The sequence below is a fragment of the Phycicoccus jejuensis genome (assembly GCF_000720925.1).
Classification (GTDB): domain Bacteria; phylum Actinomycetota; class Actinomycetes; order Actinomycetales; family Dermatophilaceae; genus Phycicoccus; species Phycicoccus jejuensis.
In genome coordinates this window covers 300,500-316,931 of record NZ_JOEE01000004.1, presented here as the reverse complement: position 1 = coordinate 316,931, position 16,432 = coordinate 300,500, and the positions used below count along the sequence as shown (strand labels likewise).

Genomic DNA, 16,432 nt, shown 5'->3' with positions numbered 1-16,432 from the left:
CGTGGGCCGGGGCCCACGGACGCCGGGCGGCACAGAGGGAAGGCGACCGGCGCTCGGCGCGGCCACCGCCGTCCCGGCGCCCGCCGACCCGCGCTGCAGCCACCCGTGGGCGACCGGCGCCGGGCCGAGCGAGCCCCGCGGCGACGCCGCAGGACCCGCCGGGTCCGAGGGAGCCGACGACCGGCACGGCGGAGCAGCGGTGGCGCACCGCAGGTGCGCCACCCGACGGGCCCGGGGCGTCGGCGGGTGCGGACGCGGGAGCACGCGGAGCTGCGATCGGACCATGACCCGGCCTGTGGCTCGAGCCGGGACCCCTGCTGAAGCCCGGCGTGGTGCGTCGAACATAGCAGCGGCCGCGCGCCCGCGGCAGGGGCCTCCTGCGGCGGTGGACAACCCCCCGCGGCCTCGTAAACCCCGCTGTGCCACAGGCGCGGACGTTCGTCAGAGGACGATGAGCGAGTACTCCGGGTCACGCTCCGGGAGCATCCGGGCCACCCGCTCGGGGTCCACCCACGCGGCCGTCGCCCACACGTCGGCCCACGTGAGGTCGGGACCCACGACCGTGCACGAGCCGGGTCGCGCGACCCCTCGCCCGGTCCGCGGGTCGACGACGTGGGCGCCGCGTGCGGCCGCCCCGGAGGTCGCGACGCCACCGCGGCGCACGGCCACGACGTCCGCGACCCGGCCCGGCGTGCGCGGGTCCTCGAGCCCGATCCGCCACGTCGGCGCGGTGACGGACGGCCCGGGCCCCACCCCGACGGCGACGTCGCCGCCGGCCCCGAGGCTGTAGGCGATCTCGGGCACGACGGCGAGGTGCTCCGCGGCGCCGGCGGCGGCCCAGCCCTTGACCAGACCGGTCGGGTCGAACACCGGGCGGCCACCCTCGCGCGAGCGCCAGGCGGAGAACAGACCGTCGGTGCGCTCCTCGGCCTCGAGGCAGAGCTCGACGACGTCCGCGACCCAGCCGTGCACGTCGTCGACCTCGCCGTGCTGGAGGCGCAGCAGGTCGCTGTCGGCGCGCCACGTCGAGAAGACCGCGTCGGCCCGCCGCAGGTGCGCGAAGGCCCGCCGGACCGCGGCCTCGATGTCGGGGCGGGTCGGCTCGACGGCCCGCACGTGGATGCTCACCGCGGTGCCCATCACGTGCTCCACCCAGGCCCGGCGGGCGAGGACCGGCGGCGCCGGGGCGGCGGGGGCCACGGGGATCTCGGCGGTGATCACAGGTTCGCCTGGTCGATCGCGGACTGCAGCGACTGGATGTAGCCGTCGGAGGTGAACGTCGCCCCCGAGACCATGTCGATCCCGGCGTCCTGAGCCTGCACGGCCTCGTCGTTGAGGATCGGCACGGCGTAGCCGTTGATCTCCTGGTCGCGGTGGTCGCTCCACGGCACCTGCGTCACGGCCGACTTCGTGATCTTCCCGTCCTTGACGGTGATTTCGACCTGCACCGGCCCGTACCGCGTCTGGATCGCGTCGCCGGTGTAGGTCTTCGCGGCGGACGACGAGGACTTCTTCGTCGTCGAGGGGGACGGTGTCGCGCTCGAGGAGTCCGAGGACCCGGACGAGGACGATCCGGACGACGAGGACGAGTCGTCGCTCGAGCCGCTCGACGTGCCGTCGCCGCTCGCGGTGTCGGGCGCCGCGGCGCCGGCGCCGTTGGCGTCGCCGAGCGCCACGGTGGTCGCGCCCTGCCCGGTCGAGGTGTGGTAGCTGAAGAGCAGGACGAGCGCCGAGACCGTGCTCAGCAGCCAGGTGGTGATGCGTCGCATCGTGGAGGTCCTCGCGGGGTCGTGGGGGTCGAGGGTCAGTAGCCGAAGCGCTCGAGGTGGATGGCGTCGTGCGGGACGCCGGCGGTGTGCGCGGCGTCGCGCACCGCGTCCATCCAGCCGTCGTTGCCGCAGACGTAGACCTCGTGGCGGGCGATGTCGGGGACGATCTCGCGCAGCGCCTGGGCGTCGCCGAGGTGCGCGGCCTGCTGCGGCAGCCAGCTCGCCCGGCCCCGCACCCGGGGGCCCTCGACGAGGAGGTAGCGGGCGCCCCGGGCGGCCGCGAGCGAACGCAGCTCGTCGGCGAGGACGGCCTCGGCGCGCGAGCGCACGCGGTGGACGACCGTGACGTCGCCGGGGTGCTGGGGCAGCTCCTCGAGGAGGGCGCGCATCGGGGTGATGCCGATGCCCGAGCCCATAAGGAGCACCTTGCGCCGGGTGCGGACACCGCCGTGCATCCGGCCGTACGGGCCCTCGACGAGGACGCGGGTGCCGGGCCGCAACGCGGCGAGCCGGGCCGACCCGTCCCCGAGGTGGGCGACGGTGATCCGCAGGGTGCGCCCGTCCGGGGCGGCGGAGATCGAGTAGGGGTTCGCGCGCGTCCAGCCGGGACCGTCGAGGAAGCGCCACTGGAGGAACTGACCGGCGCGCACCGGCAGGTGCCGGACGCCGTCACCGCCGACGGTGACGCTCGTGACGCCGGGTCCCTCGGCGCCCACGTCGAGGACACGGATCGGGGAGCGCAGCGAGCGCCACAGCGGCAGGCCGACGCGGAAGACGAGGACGGAGGCGGCCGTGGCGGCCCACAGGCCCCACCAGAAGACGGTGGCGGCACGGGAGTCGAGGAAGTCGGCGCCGGTCCACAGCTGGTGCGGCAGGACCAGCCCCGCGCCGAGGTAGCCGTAGAGGTGGATGAGGTGCCACGACTCGTAGCGCAGCCGGCGACGGGCGCGCTTGACCGAGGTGACGACGACCATGACCAGCGCCGCGGTGCCGGCCCACGCGAGGAGCATCCCCGGGTAGCTCACGACGAAGTCCCACGTCGTGCCCCAGAGGCCGAGGGGCCCGCTCGCCGCGTACCCGAGGGTGATGAGGCCGATGTGGACCACCAGCAGCGTGAAGGAGGTGAAGCCGACGAGGCGGTGCACGCGCGCCAGCTCGTCCTGCCCCCAGGCCTGCTCGACCCACGGGACGCGGGCCATGAGGACGACCTGGAGCAGCAGCAGCGCGGAGGCGACGAGCCCGGTCAGCCGGCCGGTCGACGTGAGGGCCCCGGCGAGGGTGCCGAGGTCCTGCACGCCACCGTCCTGCACCCAGAGCGCCGTGACCCCGAGGAGCACAGCCCAGCCGGCGGCCGCGGTCGCGTCCCGCCACCAGCGCGGCACGGGCACGACGGCGCGACGGGGACGGCGGAGAGCGGCGTGGGGGCGGCGGTAGGCCTCGTCGGGCGCCGCCGTGCTCGTCGTCATGCCTGAACTGTCGGGTGGCTCCCTATGCGTCACCTGTGTGCCGTCTCGGGCCGCCGTGTGAGTGCCGGGGACACGCTCCGTGGAAGCTGTGGAAACGCTTGCGCGGATTCGGCAGGATGGCGCCCGTGACCGCACCGGTGCCGCCGCCCCCCGCCCTCCCGACCTCCGGGTGGGACCCGGAGCGCGCCGGGATGCTGCAGGCGCGGCTGGAGCGCTGGTGGCCGGACCTGTGGAGCGGTCTCGTCGCCGTCTACGGCGAGGACCGGGCGGCGCAGACGGCCTCCGAGCTCGTGACCCGGGCCGCCCGGGCCTACGCGCGCCGACCCGACCGGCTGCACCGGCGCGACCTCGAGCGGATGCTGCGCCCCGACTGGCTCCAGGAGCCCTCGATGGTCGGGTACGCCGCCTACACCGAGCGCTTCGCCGGCGACCTGCGCGGGGTCGGCGAGCGCCTGGGCTACCTCGAGGAGCTCGGCGTCACCTACCTCCACCTCATGCCGCTCCTGCGCCCGCGCGAGGGCGACAACGACGGCGGTTACGCCGTGGCCGACTACCGGGAGGTGCGCGCGGACCTCGGGACGATGGAGGACCTCACCGCGCTCGCCGACTCGCTGCACGAGCGCGGGATGAGCCTCGTCCTCGACCTCGTCCTCAACCACGTCGCGCGCGAGCACGAGTGGGCGCGCAAGGCGCGCGAGGGCGTGCTGCGCTACCGCTCGTACTTCCACGTCTTCCCCGACCGCCGCCTCCCCGACGCCTACGAGCGCACGCTGCCCGAGGTCTTCCCCGACTTCGCCCCCGGCAACTTCACGTGGGACGAGGAGCTCGACGGCTGGGTCTGGACGACCTTCAACGCGTGGCAGTGGGACGTCAACTGGGGCAACCCCGACGTCCTCGTCGAGTACGCGCAGGTCGTGCTCGACCTCGCCAACCGCGGCGTCGACGTCCTGCGCCTCGACGCCATCGCCTTCATGTGGAAGCGCCTCGGCACCGACTGCCAGGGGCAGCCCGAGGTGCACGCGCTGACGCAGGTGCTGCGCGCGGTGACCCGGATCGTCTGTCCCGCAGTGGCGTTCAAGGCCGAGGCCATCGTCGCCCCCACCAAGCTGCTCGCGTACCTCGGGGAGCGCGAGCACACCGGCAAGGTGAGCGACCTCGCGTACCACAACAGCCTCATGGTGCAGGTCTGGTCGATGCTCGCGGCCCGCGACGTCCGGCTGGCCGCGCACGCGCTGGGGTCGCTGCCGCCCAAGTCCGCGAGCGCCACGTGGCTGACCTACCTGCGCTGCCACGACGACATCGGCTGGGCGATCATGGACGAGGACGCGGCGGCCGTCGGCGTCACCGGCCCGGGGCACCGCCACTTCCTCGCCGACTGGTACTCGGGCGACTTCTGGGGCTCGCCGGCGCGCGGCCTGGTCTTCCAGTTCAACCCCGAGACCGGCGACCGGCGCACGTCCGGCACCGCGGCCTCGCTCGTCGGCATCGAGGGTGCGGGCACGCCCGAGCAGCTCGACCTCGCCGTCGCGGCCCTCCGGCTCGCGCACGCCGTCGTCGTCGGCTGGGGCGGCATCCCGGTCATCTGGAGCGGCGACGAGCTCGGGCAGGTCAACGACCCCGAGTGGGCGTCGGAGCCGGGCCACGAGGACGACAACCGGTGGGCGCACCGGCCGCGCCTCGACCTCGCCGCGATGGCGACGCGGCACGACCGCTCGACGGTGGCCGGGCGGGTGTTCGGCGACCTCGTCGGGCTCGTCCGGGCGCGGGCCGCGCTGCCGCACCTGCACGGCTCGGTCGAGACACGCATCGGCCCGGTCGACGACCCCGGCGTGCTCGTGACCCTGCGGGAACATCCCCTCGGGCGCTTCGCCGGCGTCTACAACGTGACGCCGCAGGAGCGGGTCTGGCCGGGCTGGCGGGTCCACGAGCTCGGGCTCGACGCGGCCGTCGACGCCCTCACCGGGCAGCCCCTCCCCTGGCACGCCGACGGCGACGTCCACCTGCCGCCCTACGCCGCCCTCTGGCTCACCACCCCCTGACCCCGCCCCCGCCACCTCCCTTCCGCGAACGTGTGTTGAATCGCCGGGGACCCCCGGCGGTTTCACACGCATCCGCGCAGGCCGGCGCGGACCTGGGCCATGACGGTCGACTCCTGGAGGCGCAGCGCCAGCAGGTCGAAGCGCAGCACCCGGTCGCTGCCGAGCGTGACGGTGTTCTGCCGCAGGTTGTCGTCGGTCAGGGCGAGCCCCGAGCGATGGCCCGACCCGTCGATCTCGACGACGAGCCGGGCGAACGCCCACCGCACGTCGAGGTAGATGCGCCCCGTCGGCCCGCGACGCACGACCTGCCGGTCCGGCTCGGGGATGCCGTGGCGCCGGCACATGGCCGCGAAGTCGAGCTCGCCGAGGGACTGCGCGCCGTCCGCGACGTCCCGCACGACCTGCCGAATGAAGGGATGGCGACCCCGGGTCCGCACCACCTTCGCCGCGGCGACGAGGTCGGCCCCGGTGACGAGCCGCTGCTGGACGGTCATCGCGAGCACGAGGGCGGCCTGCCGGTCGCTCCTCGCCCAGCCCGCGGCACGCACGGCGGCCACCGCCGGTCGTGTCCGCGGGAACGAGCTGCCGTCGACCAGCTCGTCCGGCCGTCGCCGCACCCGGTGGATGCGCACGTCGTCGACCCGCGGACACCGGGAGTTGCGCGTCACCGAGACGTGGACGTCGTGCTCGGTGAAGCCGGTGAGCCCCGCGGCGACCAGGCTGCTGACGCCGTCCACGACGGCGACCGCGTGCCCGACCTCCCACACCGCGAGCCACGGCCTCGCCGCATCCGCCAGCGGTCCGCGGTGCATCGCAACGGTCATGCGCCCGGGCAGCGCCCACCGGTCGGCCGCCACCTGGCGCGCCACGGCGTCCCGGTCGACGCCGAGCCCGCGCAGCAGCGACCGCGAGAGGATGCCGCCGTACGGTTCGGCCAGCCTCTCGACTCCTCGTCGGTGCTCCGGGTCCATCCGCGCAGCCTGCACCGCCGGGCGGTCGGCCCGCAGTCGTCATCCACAGCCCCGCGAAGGCGTGTGAAATCGCCGGTCATCCCCGGCGGTTTCACACACATTCGCGGAGAGGGAGGGCGGGAGGCAGGGGGGGCGAGGGGGGCGGGGCGGGGTGGGGGTGTCACCAGAGGCCGGCGAGGTCTCCTCCGATGCGGAGGGTGAAGGCGCCGACGACGACGACGAAGACGGTCCGGACGAACCTGCTGCCGCGCGCGACCGCGGTGCGCGCGCCGACCCACCCGCCGAGCAGGTTCGCGACGGCCATGACCCCGCCGACGACCCAGACGACGTGCCCCCCGGGGGCAAACACGGTCAGCGCGCCGAGGTTCGTCGCGAGGTTGGTGATCTTCGCCTTGGCGCTCGCCTCGAGGAAGGCGTACCCAAGCAGCCCGACGAGCGCGAAGACGAGGAAGGACCCTGTGCCCGGCCCGAGCGCGCCGTCGTAGACGCCGATGACGAACCCGGTCAGCACCGCGGCCGTCGTGTGCCGGGCGCCGCTGAAGCGTAGCCGGGTCAGCTCCCCCACCGACGGCTTGAGCAGCGTGTACGCCCCGACGACGACGAGCATGACGAGGATGACCGGGTTGAAGAGCGACTTCGGGATGTGCAACCCGAGCAGCGCCCCGCCGATCGCCCCGACGTACGCGACGGCCGCCATCGGCAGCGCCGTGCGCAGGTCCGGCCTCACCCGCCGGTAGTACGTGACCGACGCGGTGGCGGTGCCCCACACCGACCCGAACTTGTTCGTCGCGAGCACCTGGGCCGGGGTGGCCCCGGGCATCCCGAGCAGCAGCGCGGGCAGCTGGACGAGCCCGCCGCCCCCGACGACGGCGTCGACCCACCCGGCGACGAACCCGGCGAGTGCGAGCAGCGCGAGGACGTGCGGCGCGACGTCACCCACGGGTCACGCGGCGTTCCACCCGTCGACGATCTCCAGCACGTCGAGCAGCTCGTGGGCCCGCGCATCGGGGACGGCGGTCACCTCGACCTTCTGGTTCTCCGGCAGCACCGAGTGGGGCACCCACACGGCGCGCATCCCGACCTGCTGCGGGCCGTGGACGTCCTCGAACATCCGGTCGCCGACGTACGCCGCCGCGGCCGGCTCGACCCCGACGGCGCGGCACGCCGCGAGGAAGACCTCCGGGTGTGGCTTCACGTGGTCGAGCTCGCTCGAGTAGAGGTCGGCGTCGATGAGCTCGAGCACGCCGTCACGCGCGAAGATCTCGCGGTGGTACTCGCGCGTCCAGATGGTGTTGGACAGCACGCCCACCTTGATCCCCCTCTCGCGCAATCCTTCCCAGAGCGGCTTGACCTGCGGGTCGGTGAGGGTGTGCGGCTCCCAGAAGCGCCGGTAGGCCGCGAGCGCGAGGTGGTGCCGGTCGTGCTCGGCGTCGACCCCGGCGGCGTCGAGGATGTCGGCGAGCGCCGCGGACGAGTGCTCGTCACGGCCGCGCGCCCACGCCCCGGCCTCCGCCTCGAGGATTCGCTCGGCCAGCCGGTGCGCCTCGTCGAGGTCGGCCTGCGGCACGTCCGGCGAGCCGACGGGGATGCCGTGCACCTCGCGCGCGAAGACCCGCCACTGCTCGGGCAGGTCGACGTCGTGCCAGGGCGTCAGCGTGCCGCCCCAGTCGAAGACGACCGCCTCGACGCGACGGCTCACGCGCGACCGACCTCCGCCAGCACCTCGCGCACCGCGTCGTCCGTGGCGACCTCGCGGCGCTCGCCGGAGCGACGGTCCTTGACCTCGACCTTCCCCTCGGCCAGCCCGCGGCCGACGACGACGATGGTCGGCACGCCGATGAGCTCGGCGTCCTTGAACTTGACTCCGGGAGAAGCCTGCCGGCGGTCGTCGAGCAGCACCTCGACACCCTCGGACTCGAGCGCGCGGGTCAGCTCCTCGGCGTACCGGTGCACCTCCTCGTCCTTGCCGGTGGCGACGACGTGCACGTCGGCGGGCGAGAGCTCACGCGGCCAGACGAGCCCGAGCTCGTCGTGGTTGCCCTCCGCGACGCACGCGACGGCGCGCGAGACACCGACGCCGTAGGAGCCCATGACGACGGTGCGGAGCTTGCCGTTCTCGTCGAGCACCTTGAGGTCGAGCGCCTCGGCGTACTTCGTCCCGAGCTGGAAGATGTGGCCCATCTCTATGCCGCGCGCCGACTCGAGCCCGTGCCCGCACGAGGGGCAGGCGTCGCCCTCGCGGACGTCGGCGGCCTCGATCGTGCCGTCGGCGGTGAAGTCGCGCCCGGCGACGAGGTCGAGGACGTGCCGGCCGTGCTCGTCGGCGCCGGTGACCCACGCGGTGCCCTCGACGACGCGGGGGTCGAGCAAGTAACGGATGCCCGAGGACCGCTCGGACCCCAGCGCCCCCGGCCCGATGTAGCCCTTGGTCAGCGTCGGGTAGCGCGCGAAGTCCTTCTCGTCGAACGCCTCCACGCGCGCGGGCTCGACCTGCGCGCCGAGGCGCTTCTCGTCGACCTCGCGGTCGCCGGGCAGGCCGATGGCCAGCGGCTCGCGCGTGCCGTCGGGGTGGACGAGCATGACGACGACGTTCTTCAGGGTGTCGGCGGCGGTCCACGACCGGCCGTCGGCGCGGGGGAAGGAGTGCTCGAGGTGGGCGACGAGCGTGTCGATCGTCGGGGTGTCGGGGGTGTCCTCGACGTGCGCGGCGGGCACGCCGGAGGCGTCGACCGCGTCGGGCACGGGCACCCGGACGGCCTCGACGTTCGCGGCGTACCCGCAGTTCGCGCACCGGACGTAGGTGTCCTCGCCGTTCTCGGCGGTCGCGAGGAACTCCTCGGACTTCGAGCCGCCCATCGCCCCGGCCATCGCCTGGACGATGACGTAGTGGAAGCCGAGCCGGTCGAAGATCCGGACGTAGGCGTCGCGGTGCAGCTGGTAGCTCTTGTCGAGCCCGGCCTCGTCGAGGTCGAACGAGTAGCTGTCCTTCATGACGAACTCGCGCCCGCGCAGGATGCCCGCACGGGGCCGCGCCTCGTCGCGGTACTTCGTCTGGATCTGGTAGATCGACAGCGGCAGGTCCTTGTACGAGGAGTACAGGTCCTTGACGGCGAGGGTGAACATCTCCTCGTGCGTCGGGCCGAGGAGGTAGTCGTCGCCCTTGCGGTCCTGCAGGCGGAAGACACCGTCGCCGTACTCGGTCCAGCGACCGGAGGTCTCGTAGGGCTCGCGCGGCAGCAGCGCGGGGAAGAGCAGCTCTTGGGCGCCGATGGCGTCCATCTCGTCCCGCACGATGCGCTCGACGCGGCGGAGCACCTTGAGCCCCAGCGGCAGCCACGTGTAGATGCCGGGGCTGACCCGGCGGATGTACCCGGCCCGCACGAGCAGCTGGTGGCTCGGGACCTCCGCGTCCGCCGGGTTCTCGCGAAGGGTTCGCAGGAACAGGGACGACATGCGCATGGCCACGGGGAGGCTCCTGGGGTCGTGGGAGAGAACCCGGCAAGGATAACGACGCGCCCGCCCCCGGCGCCGCGCGGTTTGTGCGGCGGCCGGACAGCCCACCGCTCCCCGCGCCGCCCGCGCGGGTCCGCGCCACGGCGCCCCGCCGCCCCGGCCACCGACCGTCATTTGTCCGGTGGTCGAACGAAAGGGCCCGGCGGGGCTATGGTGACCGCCATGTCGACGTCGACGAGCCGCCGGGCCCCGGGGTCCGCGCTGCCCCGCGGAGGGGGCCGGGAGGCCGCGCGCCAGTCGACCCTGCGGGAGCACAACCTCGCCGTCGTCCTCCAGCGCGTCGTCGACGCCCAGGCCGTCGGCGCCCCGCTGTCCCGGGCGGCCATCGCCGGCGAGGTCGGCCTGGCCCGCGCCACCGTCTCGGACCTCGTCGACCGGCTCATTCAGGCCCGCCTCGTCACCGAGCTCGAGCCGCTGACCGCCTCGCGGGCCGGGCGCCCCGCCGTCCCCCTCGCCCCCTGCGGCCGCTCGGTCGTCGGGCTCGGGCTGTCGGTCGGCATCGACCACCTCTCGGCGCTCGTCCTCGACCTCGCCGGCATCACCGTCTCCGAGCGCGTCGTCGAGGTCGACCTGCGCGGGTGCGACCCCGACCGCACCTTCGCCCGCCTCGCCGAGCTCGCCGCCGAGACCGTCCGCGCCGTGACGGCCGACGGGATGCGCGTCGCGGGGGCCTGCGTCGCCCTGCCCGGCCTGGTCAGCCGCGAGACGACGACCCTGCGCTACGCGCCCAACCTCGACTGGCACGACATCGCGGTCGACGACGCGCTGACCCGCCACCCCGCCTTGGCGCACCTCCGGGTGACCGCGGCCAACGACGCCGACCTCTCGGCGCGGACCGAGGTCGAGGAGCGCCGCCGCCGCGACCGCCGCCCGGCCGAGGCCCAGAACTTCCTCTTCGCCTACGGCGCGGTCGGTATCGGCTCGGCGGTCGTGCTCGGCGGCCGCGTCTTCGAGGGCATGCACGGCTGGGGCGGCGAGATCGGCCACGTCGTCGTCGACCCCGACGGCCGGCCCTGCCACTGCGGCGCCGTGGGGTGCCTCGAGCCCTACGCCGGCAAGGACGCGATGGTCGAGGCCGCCGGCATGCCCCCGGGCACGACGACGGCGGCCCTGAGCGGCGCCGCCGAGACCGCCGGCCCGGCGGCGGACGCGGTCGACGCCGCGGCCCGCGCCCTCGGCCAGGCCGCCGCCACCGTCGTCAACGTCGTCGACGTCGACGAGGTCGTGCTCGGCGGGGTCTACGCGACGCTGCACGGCCGCCTCTCTCCCCGCGTCCTCGCGGAGCTCGAGCGCCGGGCCGTCATCGCCCGGTGGGCCACCGTCCGCGTCTCCCCCGCGCTCGGCGGCTCCAGCTCGCCGGCCCGCGGCGCCGCGCTCACCGTCCTCGATGACGTCATCGCCGACCCCTCGGCCTGGCTCGTCACGGCCGGGTGAACGGCGAGTTACCCGATCGTTACCAGCCGGTACCGGGCAGCCTCTTGCCGGACAACGGTGTCTCCAATATGTTCGGCCGTACAACAATTCGCGTGAGCCCCGGGCCCCAGCGGCCCACCGGACGCCTGAAGCCCTCAACGTCGAGGATGGGAATGAGCAACGTCGCACCGACCGCCACGGGCACGGCCCGCACCGGCAGCCACGAGGTCATCCTCGAGATGCGCGCCATCACCAAGGAGTTCCCGGGCGTCAAGGCCCTCTCCGACGTCGACATGACCGTCCGCCGCGGCGAGATCCACGCGATCTGCGGCGAGAACGGCGCCGGCAAGTCGACCCTCATGAAGGTCCTGTCGGGCGTGCACCCGCACGGCAGCTACCGCGGCGAGATCCTCTGGAACGGGGCCCCGGCCCAGTTCTCCTCGATCCGCGACAGCGAGCAGGCCGGCATCGTCATCATCCACCAGGAGCTCGCGCTCATCCCCGAGCTGTCGATCGCCGAGAACATCTTCCTCGGCAACGAGCAGACCCGCCGGGGCGCGATCGACTGGGTGCAGACGCAGGCCAAGGCCGCCCAGCTGCTCGAGCGCGTCGGGCTCTCCGAGGACCCGATGACCAAGGTCAAGGACATCGGCGTCGGCAAGCAGCAGCTCGTCGAGATCGCCAAGGCCCTGTCCAAGGACGTGCAGCTGCTCATCCTCGACGAGCCGACGGCGGCGCTCAACGAGTCCGACTCGCAGCACCTGCTGCAGATCATGGACGGCCTGCGCTCGCACGGCGTCACCTGCATCATGATCAGCCACAAGCTCAACGAGATCGAGCAGATCTCGGACGCCATCACGATCATCCGCGACGGCCGCTCCATCGAGACCCTCCGGGTCAAGGAGGACGGCGTCGACGAGAACCGCATCATCCGCGGGATGGTCGGCCGCGACCTCGAGTCGCGCTTCCCCGACCACACGCCGACGATCGGCGAGGTGTTCTTCGAGGTCAAGCACTGGAACGTCCAGCACCCGGTGCGGGCCGACCGGCTCGTGGCGAACGACGCGAGCTTCTTCGTCCGCCGCGGCGAGATCGTCGGCTTCGCCGGGCTGATGGGCGCCGGCCGGACCGAGCTGATGCGCAGCATCTTCGGCCGCTCGTACGGCACGCTCCTCGGCGGCACGATCGTCAAGGACGGCAAGGAGCTGCACCTCAAGCACGTGCGCGACGCCATCGACGCCGGCCTCGCCTACGTCACCGAGGACCGCAAGACCCTCGGCCTCAACCTCCTCGACGACATCAAGCGCACGACGGTCTCGGCCAAGCTGTCCCGGATCACCCACGGCCTCGTCGTCGACGAGACCGAGGAGTACCGGATCGCGGAGCAGTACCGCCAGGAGCTGCGCACCAAGACCCCGAACGTCGAGGAGGGCGTCGCCAAGCTCTCGGGCGGCAACCAGCAGAAGGTCGTCCTCGCGAAGTGGCTCTTCACCGAGCCCGACCTGCTCATCCTCGACGAGCCCACCCGCGGCATCGACGTCGGCGCGAAGTTCGAGATCTACGGGATCATCCAGCGGCTCGCCGCCCAGGGGAAGGGCGTCATCGTCGTCTCCTCCGAGCTGCCGGAGCTTCTCGGGCTCGCCGACCGCATCTACACGATCGCCGAGGGCCGCATCACCGGCTGCCTCGACAAGGCCCAGGCCGACCAGGAGTCGCTCATGCGCCTCATGACGAAGAACACCACCCGCACCCAGGCCAACGCGGTCTCCTGACCCCGACCCGAGGACCCCCATGAACATCGTCCGCAAGATCTTCGGTGGCGACATCCGCCAGCTCGGCATGGTCGCCGCGCTCGTCATCCTCATCGCGTACTTCCAGATCAAGACCGGTGGCCTGACGCTGGACCCGAACAACGTCAACAACATCATCCAGGGCAACGCGTACATCCTCGTCCTGGCCATCGGGATGGTGCTGGTCATCATCGCCGGCCACATCGACCTCTCGGTCGGCTCGATCTCGGCGTTCGTCGGCATCGTCGTCGCCATCGCGATCCGCGACTGGAGCCTCCCCTGGCCGGTCGGCATCCTGCTCGGCCTCGGCCTCGGTGCGCTGGTCGGTGTCTGGCAGGGCTTCTGGGTCGCGCGCGTCGGGATCCCGGCCTTCATCGTCACCCTCGCGGGCATGCTCTTCTTCCGCGGCGCCAACCAGTACGTCGGCAAGAGCAACACCGTCCCGGTCCCCGAGGGCTTCCAGGTCATCGGCTCGGGCTCGCTCCCCGAGGTCGGCCCGAACACCGGCTACAACAACCTCACCGTCCTGCTCGGCATCCTCGGCTGCGCGGCCATCGTCTACGGCGCACTGCGCTCGCGGGCCCGCCTGACGAAGATCGGCGCACAGGTCGAGGAGGCGTGGGCGATGTGGACCCGGCTCGCGCTCGTCTGCCTCGTCATCCTCGGCGCGATGTTCCTCATCGCCTCGGGCCGCAAGGGCTTCCCCGTCTCGGGCCTCATCCTCGTCGTCCTCGTCCTCGTCTACGGCTTCATCGCGAGCAAGACGGTCCTCGGCCGGCACATCTACGCCGTCGGCGGCAACCGCCACGCGGCCGAGCTCTCCGGTGTCAAGAGCCGGCAGATCAACTTCTTCGTCATGGCCAACATGGCCGTCCTCGCGTCCCTCGCCGGGATGATGTTCGTCGCCCGCTCGACCGCGTCCGGCCCCTTCGACGGTGTCGGCTGGGAGCTGGACGCGATCGCCGCGGTCTTCATCGGTGGCGCGGCGGTGACCGGCGGTGTCGGCACGGTCGTCGGCTCGATCGTCGGCGGTCTCGTCATGGCCGTCCTCAACAACGGCCTCCAGCTCGAGGGCGTCGGCGCCGACGCCACCCAGATGATCAAGGGCCTCGTCCTCCTCATCGCCGTCGCCTTCGACGTCTACAACAAGAGCCAGGGCAAGCCCTCGATCCTCGGCCTGTTCCAGCGCAACCGCGACCGCAACCGGCGCCTGGCCGAGGCCGAGAGCGGCACCGTCGACACCCAGAACCCCGCCCAGTCGAGCGTCACCTCGACGAGCAGCACCCTCGGCTCGGACTCCTGAGCCACCACCAGACCCCTCCGGCCGGCGCCCGCCGACCCGTGAGCAGGACCCCGCGTCCGCAGGACGCGCGAGTAGAAGGAAGAGCACATATGCGTCACCTCACCAAGGCGCTCGCGGTCACCGCGGTCGCCGGCCTCGCCCTCACCGGCTGCGGTCGGTCCGACTCCGACAACACGGCGGCCACGGCCAGCGCAGGCAGCTGGGCCGCGGCCGGCGGCTTCGCGGCCGACTCGGTCATCGGGATCTCCCTGCCGCAGAAGACCTCCGAGAACTGGGTGCTCGCCGAGCAGCTGTTCAAGGACGGCCTCGCCTCCGCCGGCTTCAAGGGCGACGTGCAGTTCGCCAACGGCGGCGTCTCGGAGCAGCAGAACCAGATCCAGGCCATGGTCACCAAGGGCGCCAAGGTCATCGTCGTCGGCGCCATCGACGGCTCGCAGCTGGGCACCCAGCTCAAGGCCGCCAAGGAGTCGGGCGCGACGATCATCGCCTACGACCGCCTCCTGACGAACACCGCGGACGTCGACTACTACGTCGCGTTCGACAACTTCAAGGTCGGTGAGCTCCAGGGCCAGGCGCTCCTCGAGGGCATGGCCAAGAAGAAGCCGAACGGCCCGTACAACGTCGAGCTCTTCGCCGGCTCCCCCGACGACAACAACGCCAAGGTCTTCTTCGACGGCGCGATGAGCGTCCTCCAGCCGAAGATCGACGACGGCACCCTCAAGGTCGTCTCGGGCCAGACCTCGTTCGAGCAGGCCGTCACCCAGGGCTGGAAGGCCGAGAACGCGCAGAAGCGCATGGACACCCTGCTCGCCGGCTCCTACGGCGGCAGCACCGAGCTCGACGGCGTCCTCTCCCCCAACGACACCCTGGCCCGCGCCATCCTCACCTCGGTGAAGCAGGCCGGCAAGCCGAACCCGGTCGTCACCGGCCAGGACTCCGAGGTCGAGTCCGTCAAGTCGATCATGGAGGGCGTCCAGTACTCCACGATCAACAAGGACACCCGCGAGCTCGTCAAGGAGACCATCGCGATGGTCACCGCGCTCCAGAAGGGCGAGAAGCCGACCGTCAACGACGACAAGTCGTACAACAACGGCGTCAAGGTCGTCCCGGCGAACCTCCTCGCCCCGGTCATCGTCACCAAGGAGAACGCCGCCGAGGCCTACGCCAACGACCCGACGCTCGGCCCGCTGACCAAGTGACCCCAGCCGGCTGACCGCACGGTCATCCACGACGAGGGCCCGTCCGCACCCGCGGACGGGCCCTCCGTCGTCCCCGGCGGAGAGAACGAGGAAGGCGTTCAGGCCTCGCGCTCCCAGCGGCTGCGCAGCCCGGCGTCGACGAACCCGAGCCGCTCGTAGAGCCGGTGGGCCGGGTTGTCGACGTTGACGGCGAGCCAGGCCTCCTCGCAGCCCCCGCGGGCCAGGGCCCGCAGCGACCGCGCGACGAGGTGCGCGCCGAGACCCCGGCCGCGCCAGGCCGGGACGACGCCGACCTGGTCGAGCCAGCAGTCCGACAGCGTGACGAAGCCCGCGACCCGGGCGTCGGCGTCGAGGACGACGCGCGAGCGGTCGGGCCGGAAGCCTTGGTCCTCGGTCAGCTCGCCGACCCACTCCTCGAGCGGGGTGTCGGGGAAGCCCGGTCGGTCGGCGAACGACGCCCGGTAGGCGCGGTGGAAGAGCGGGGCGGTGTCCTCGCTCCAGGCCAGGGCCTTGGTGCCGCGGGGCCGGCGCACGAGCGGCACGGCGTCGAGGTCGTGGCGCATCACGTGCTCGGCGAAGGTGCGACGCAGCCCGAGCGCGCCGAGGAAGTCGTCGGTGCCCGCCGAGGTCGTCTCGACGACGACCCGGGTCAGCACTCCCCCGGACCGCTGGGTGCACCAGGCGGCCAGCTGCTCCCCGAGGCCGGTGTGCCGGGCCGAGGGGCGCACGAGCCCGGTGGCGCTCCATCCCCCGCCCGCGACCGGGCGCACGGCGGCGGCCGCGACGAGGTCGCCGGTCTCGTCCCGACCGCCGACCCCGGGGCCGTCGAGGAAGAGCCGGCGCAGCATCGGCTCGTCGGCGAGGAGCGGCAGCCCGCCGTCCGCGCGCAGGCAGGCCAGGGCGAGCTCGCGCAGGTCGGGCAGGTCCGCCGGCCCGAGGGGCGTCCACTCGGTGAGGGCCATCAGCGGG

The 16,432-nt window shown here is 73.1% G+C and carries 13 protein-coding genes; 5 read left to right on the top strand and 8 right to left on the bottom strand.

The genetic code is table 11. The annotated features are described in order from the left end of the window. Window positions 1–441: 441 nt before the first annotated feature. From IG69_RS0110020 to IG69_RS0110010, 3 genes are read right to left on the bottom strand one after another with little or no spacing between them, the layout of a single operon-like run. A complete protein-coding gene (locus IG69_RS0110020) occupies window positions 442–1,221 on the bottom strand; it encodes an FAD:protein FMN transferase (RefSeq protein ID WP_030528026.1) in 780 nt (259 codons plus the stop codon). Continuing rightward, window positions 1,218–1,769 carry an FMN-binding protein gene (locus tag IG69_RS0110015; RefSeq protein WP_030528025.1) on the bottom strand — a complete coding sequence of 184 codons (552 nt, stop codon included), beginning with the start codon at window positions 1,767–1,769 and terminating at the stop codon, window positions 1,218–1,220. Before IG69_RS0110015 ends, IG69_RS0110020 begins: the two co-directional genes overlap by 4 nt. Before the next feature lie 35 nt (window positions 1,770–1,804). Further along, the gene (locus IG69_RS0110010) at window positions 1,805–3,235 is read right to left on the bottom strand and encodes a ferredoxin reductase family protein (RefSeq protein ID WP_030528024.1); all 1,431 of its coding nucleotides are present in this window, start codon (window positions 3,233–3,235) and stop codon (window positions 1,805–1,807) included. 116 nt (window positions 3,236–3,351) lie between these two features. Between IG69_RS0110010 and IG69_RS0110005 the strand changes: the two genes are divergently transcribed. Further along, window positions 3,352–5,274, top strand: a complete 1,923-nt coding sequence (locus tag IG69_RS0110005) for an alpha-amylase family protein (RefSeq protein WP_051750411.1) — start codon at window positions 3,352–3,354, stop codon at window positions 5,272–5,274. Between the two features lie 62 nt (window positions 5,275–5,336). Here the strand turns inward: IG69_RS0110005 and IG69_RS0110000 are convergent, their stop codons facing one another. The 4 genes from IG69_RS0110000 to IG69_RS0109985 all read right to left on the bottom strand — a co-directional run bounded on the left by IG69_RS0110000 (window position 5,337) and on the right by IG69_RS0109985 (window position 9,710). Then, window positions 5,337–6,245: a hypothetical protein gene (locus IG69_RS0110000; protein ID WP_030528022.1), complete on the bottom strand. Its 909-nt coding sequence runs from the start codon at window positions 6,243–6,245 to the stop codon at window positions 5,337–5,339. 160 nt (window positions 6,246–6,405) lie between these two features. After that, a complete protein-coding gene (locus IG69_RS0109995) occupies window positions 6,406–7,185 on the bottom strand; it encodes a TSUP family transporter (RefSeq protein ID WP_030528021.1) in 780 nt (259 codons plus the stop codon). 3 nt (window positions 7,186–7,188) lie between these two features. Further along, window positions 7,189–7,944: an HAD family hydrolase gene (locus IG69_RS0109990; protein WP_030528020.1), complete on the bottom strand. Its 756-nt coding sequence runs from the start codon at window positions 7,942–7,944 to the stop codon at window positions 7,189–7,191. Further along, entirely contained in the window at window positions 7,941–9,710 is a 1,770-nt protein-coding gene (locus IG69_RS0109985) for a proline--tRNA ligase (protein ID WP_030528019.1), read from the bottom strand. The genes IG69_RS0109990 and IG69_RS0109985 overlap by 4 nt, the downstream gene beginning before the upstream one ends. A 210-nt stretch (window positions 9,711–9,920) precedes the next feature. Here IG69_RS0109985 and IG69_RS0109980 point away from each other — a divergent pair, with 210 nt between their 5' ends. From IG69_RS0109980 to IG69_RS0109965, 4 genes are all read left to right on the top strand, one after another. Further along, window positions 9,921–11,192 (top strand): ROK family protein, encoded by a 1,272-nt coding sequence (locus IG69_RS0109980; RefSeq protein ID WP_051750410.1) that lies wholly within the window; start codon window positions 9,921–9,923, stop codon window positions 11,190–11,192. A gap of 152 nt (window positions 11,193–11,344) precedes the next feature. Next, window positions 11,345–12,943, top strand: coding sequence for a multiple monosaccharide ABC transporter ATP-binding protein (gene mmsA / locus IG69_RS0109975; RefSeq protein WP_051750409.1), 1,599 nt, complete (start codon window positions 11,345–11,347; stop codon window positions 12,941–12,943). Window positions 12,944–12,962: 19 nt separating this feature from the next. Further along, window positions 12,963–14,264, top strand: a complete 1,302-nt coding sequence (gene mmsB, locus IG69_RS0109970) for a multiple monosaccharide ABC transporter permease (protein WP_030528016.1) — start codon at window positions 12,963–12,965, stop codon at window positions 14,262–14,264. Window positions 14,265–14,353: 89 nt separating this feature from the next. Continuing rightward, on the top strand, window positions 14,354–15,463 hold the full coding sequence (locus IG69_RS0109965) for a substrate-binding domain-containing protein (RefSeq protein ID WP_030528015.1): 1,110 nt from the start codon (window positions 14,354–14,356) through the stop codon (window positions 15,461–15,463). A 98-nt stretch (window positions 15,464–15,561) separates the two neighbouring features. Here IG69_RS0109965 and IG69_RS0109960 read toward each other — a convergent pair whose 3' ends face one another. Next, complete coding sequence (locus IG69_RS0109960; protein ID WP_030528014.1) at window positions 15,562–16,425, bottom strand: GNAT family N-acetyltransferase; 864 nt, start codon at window positions 16,423–16,425, stop codon at window positions 15,562–15,564. Between the last annotated feature and the right edge of the window lie 7 nt (window positions 16,426–16,432).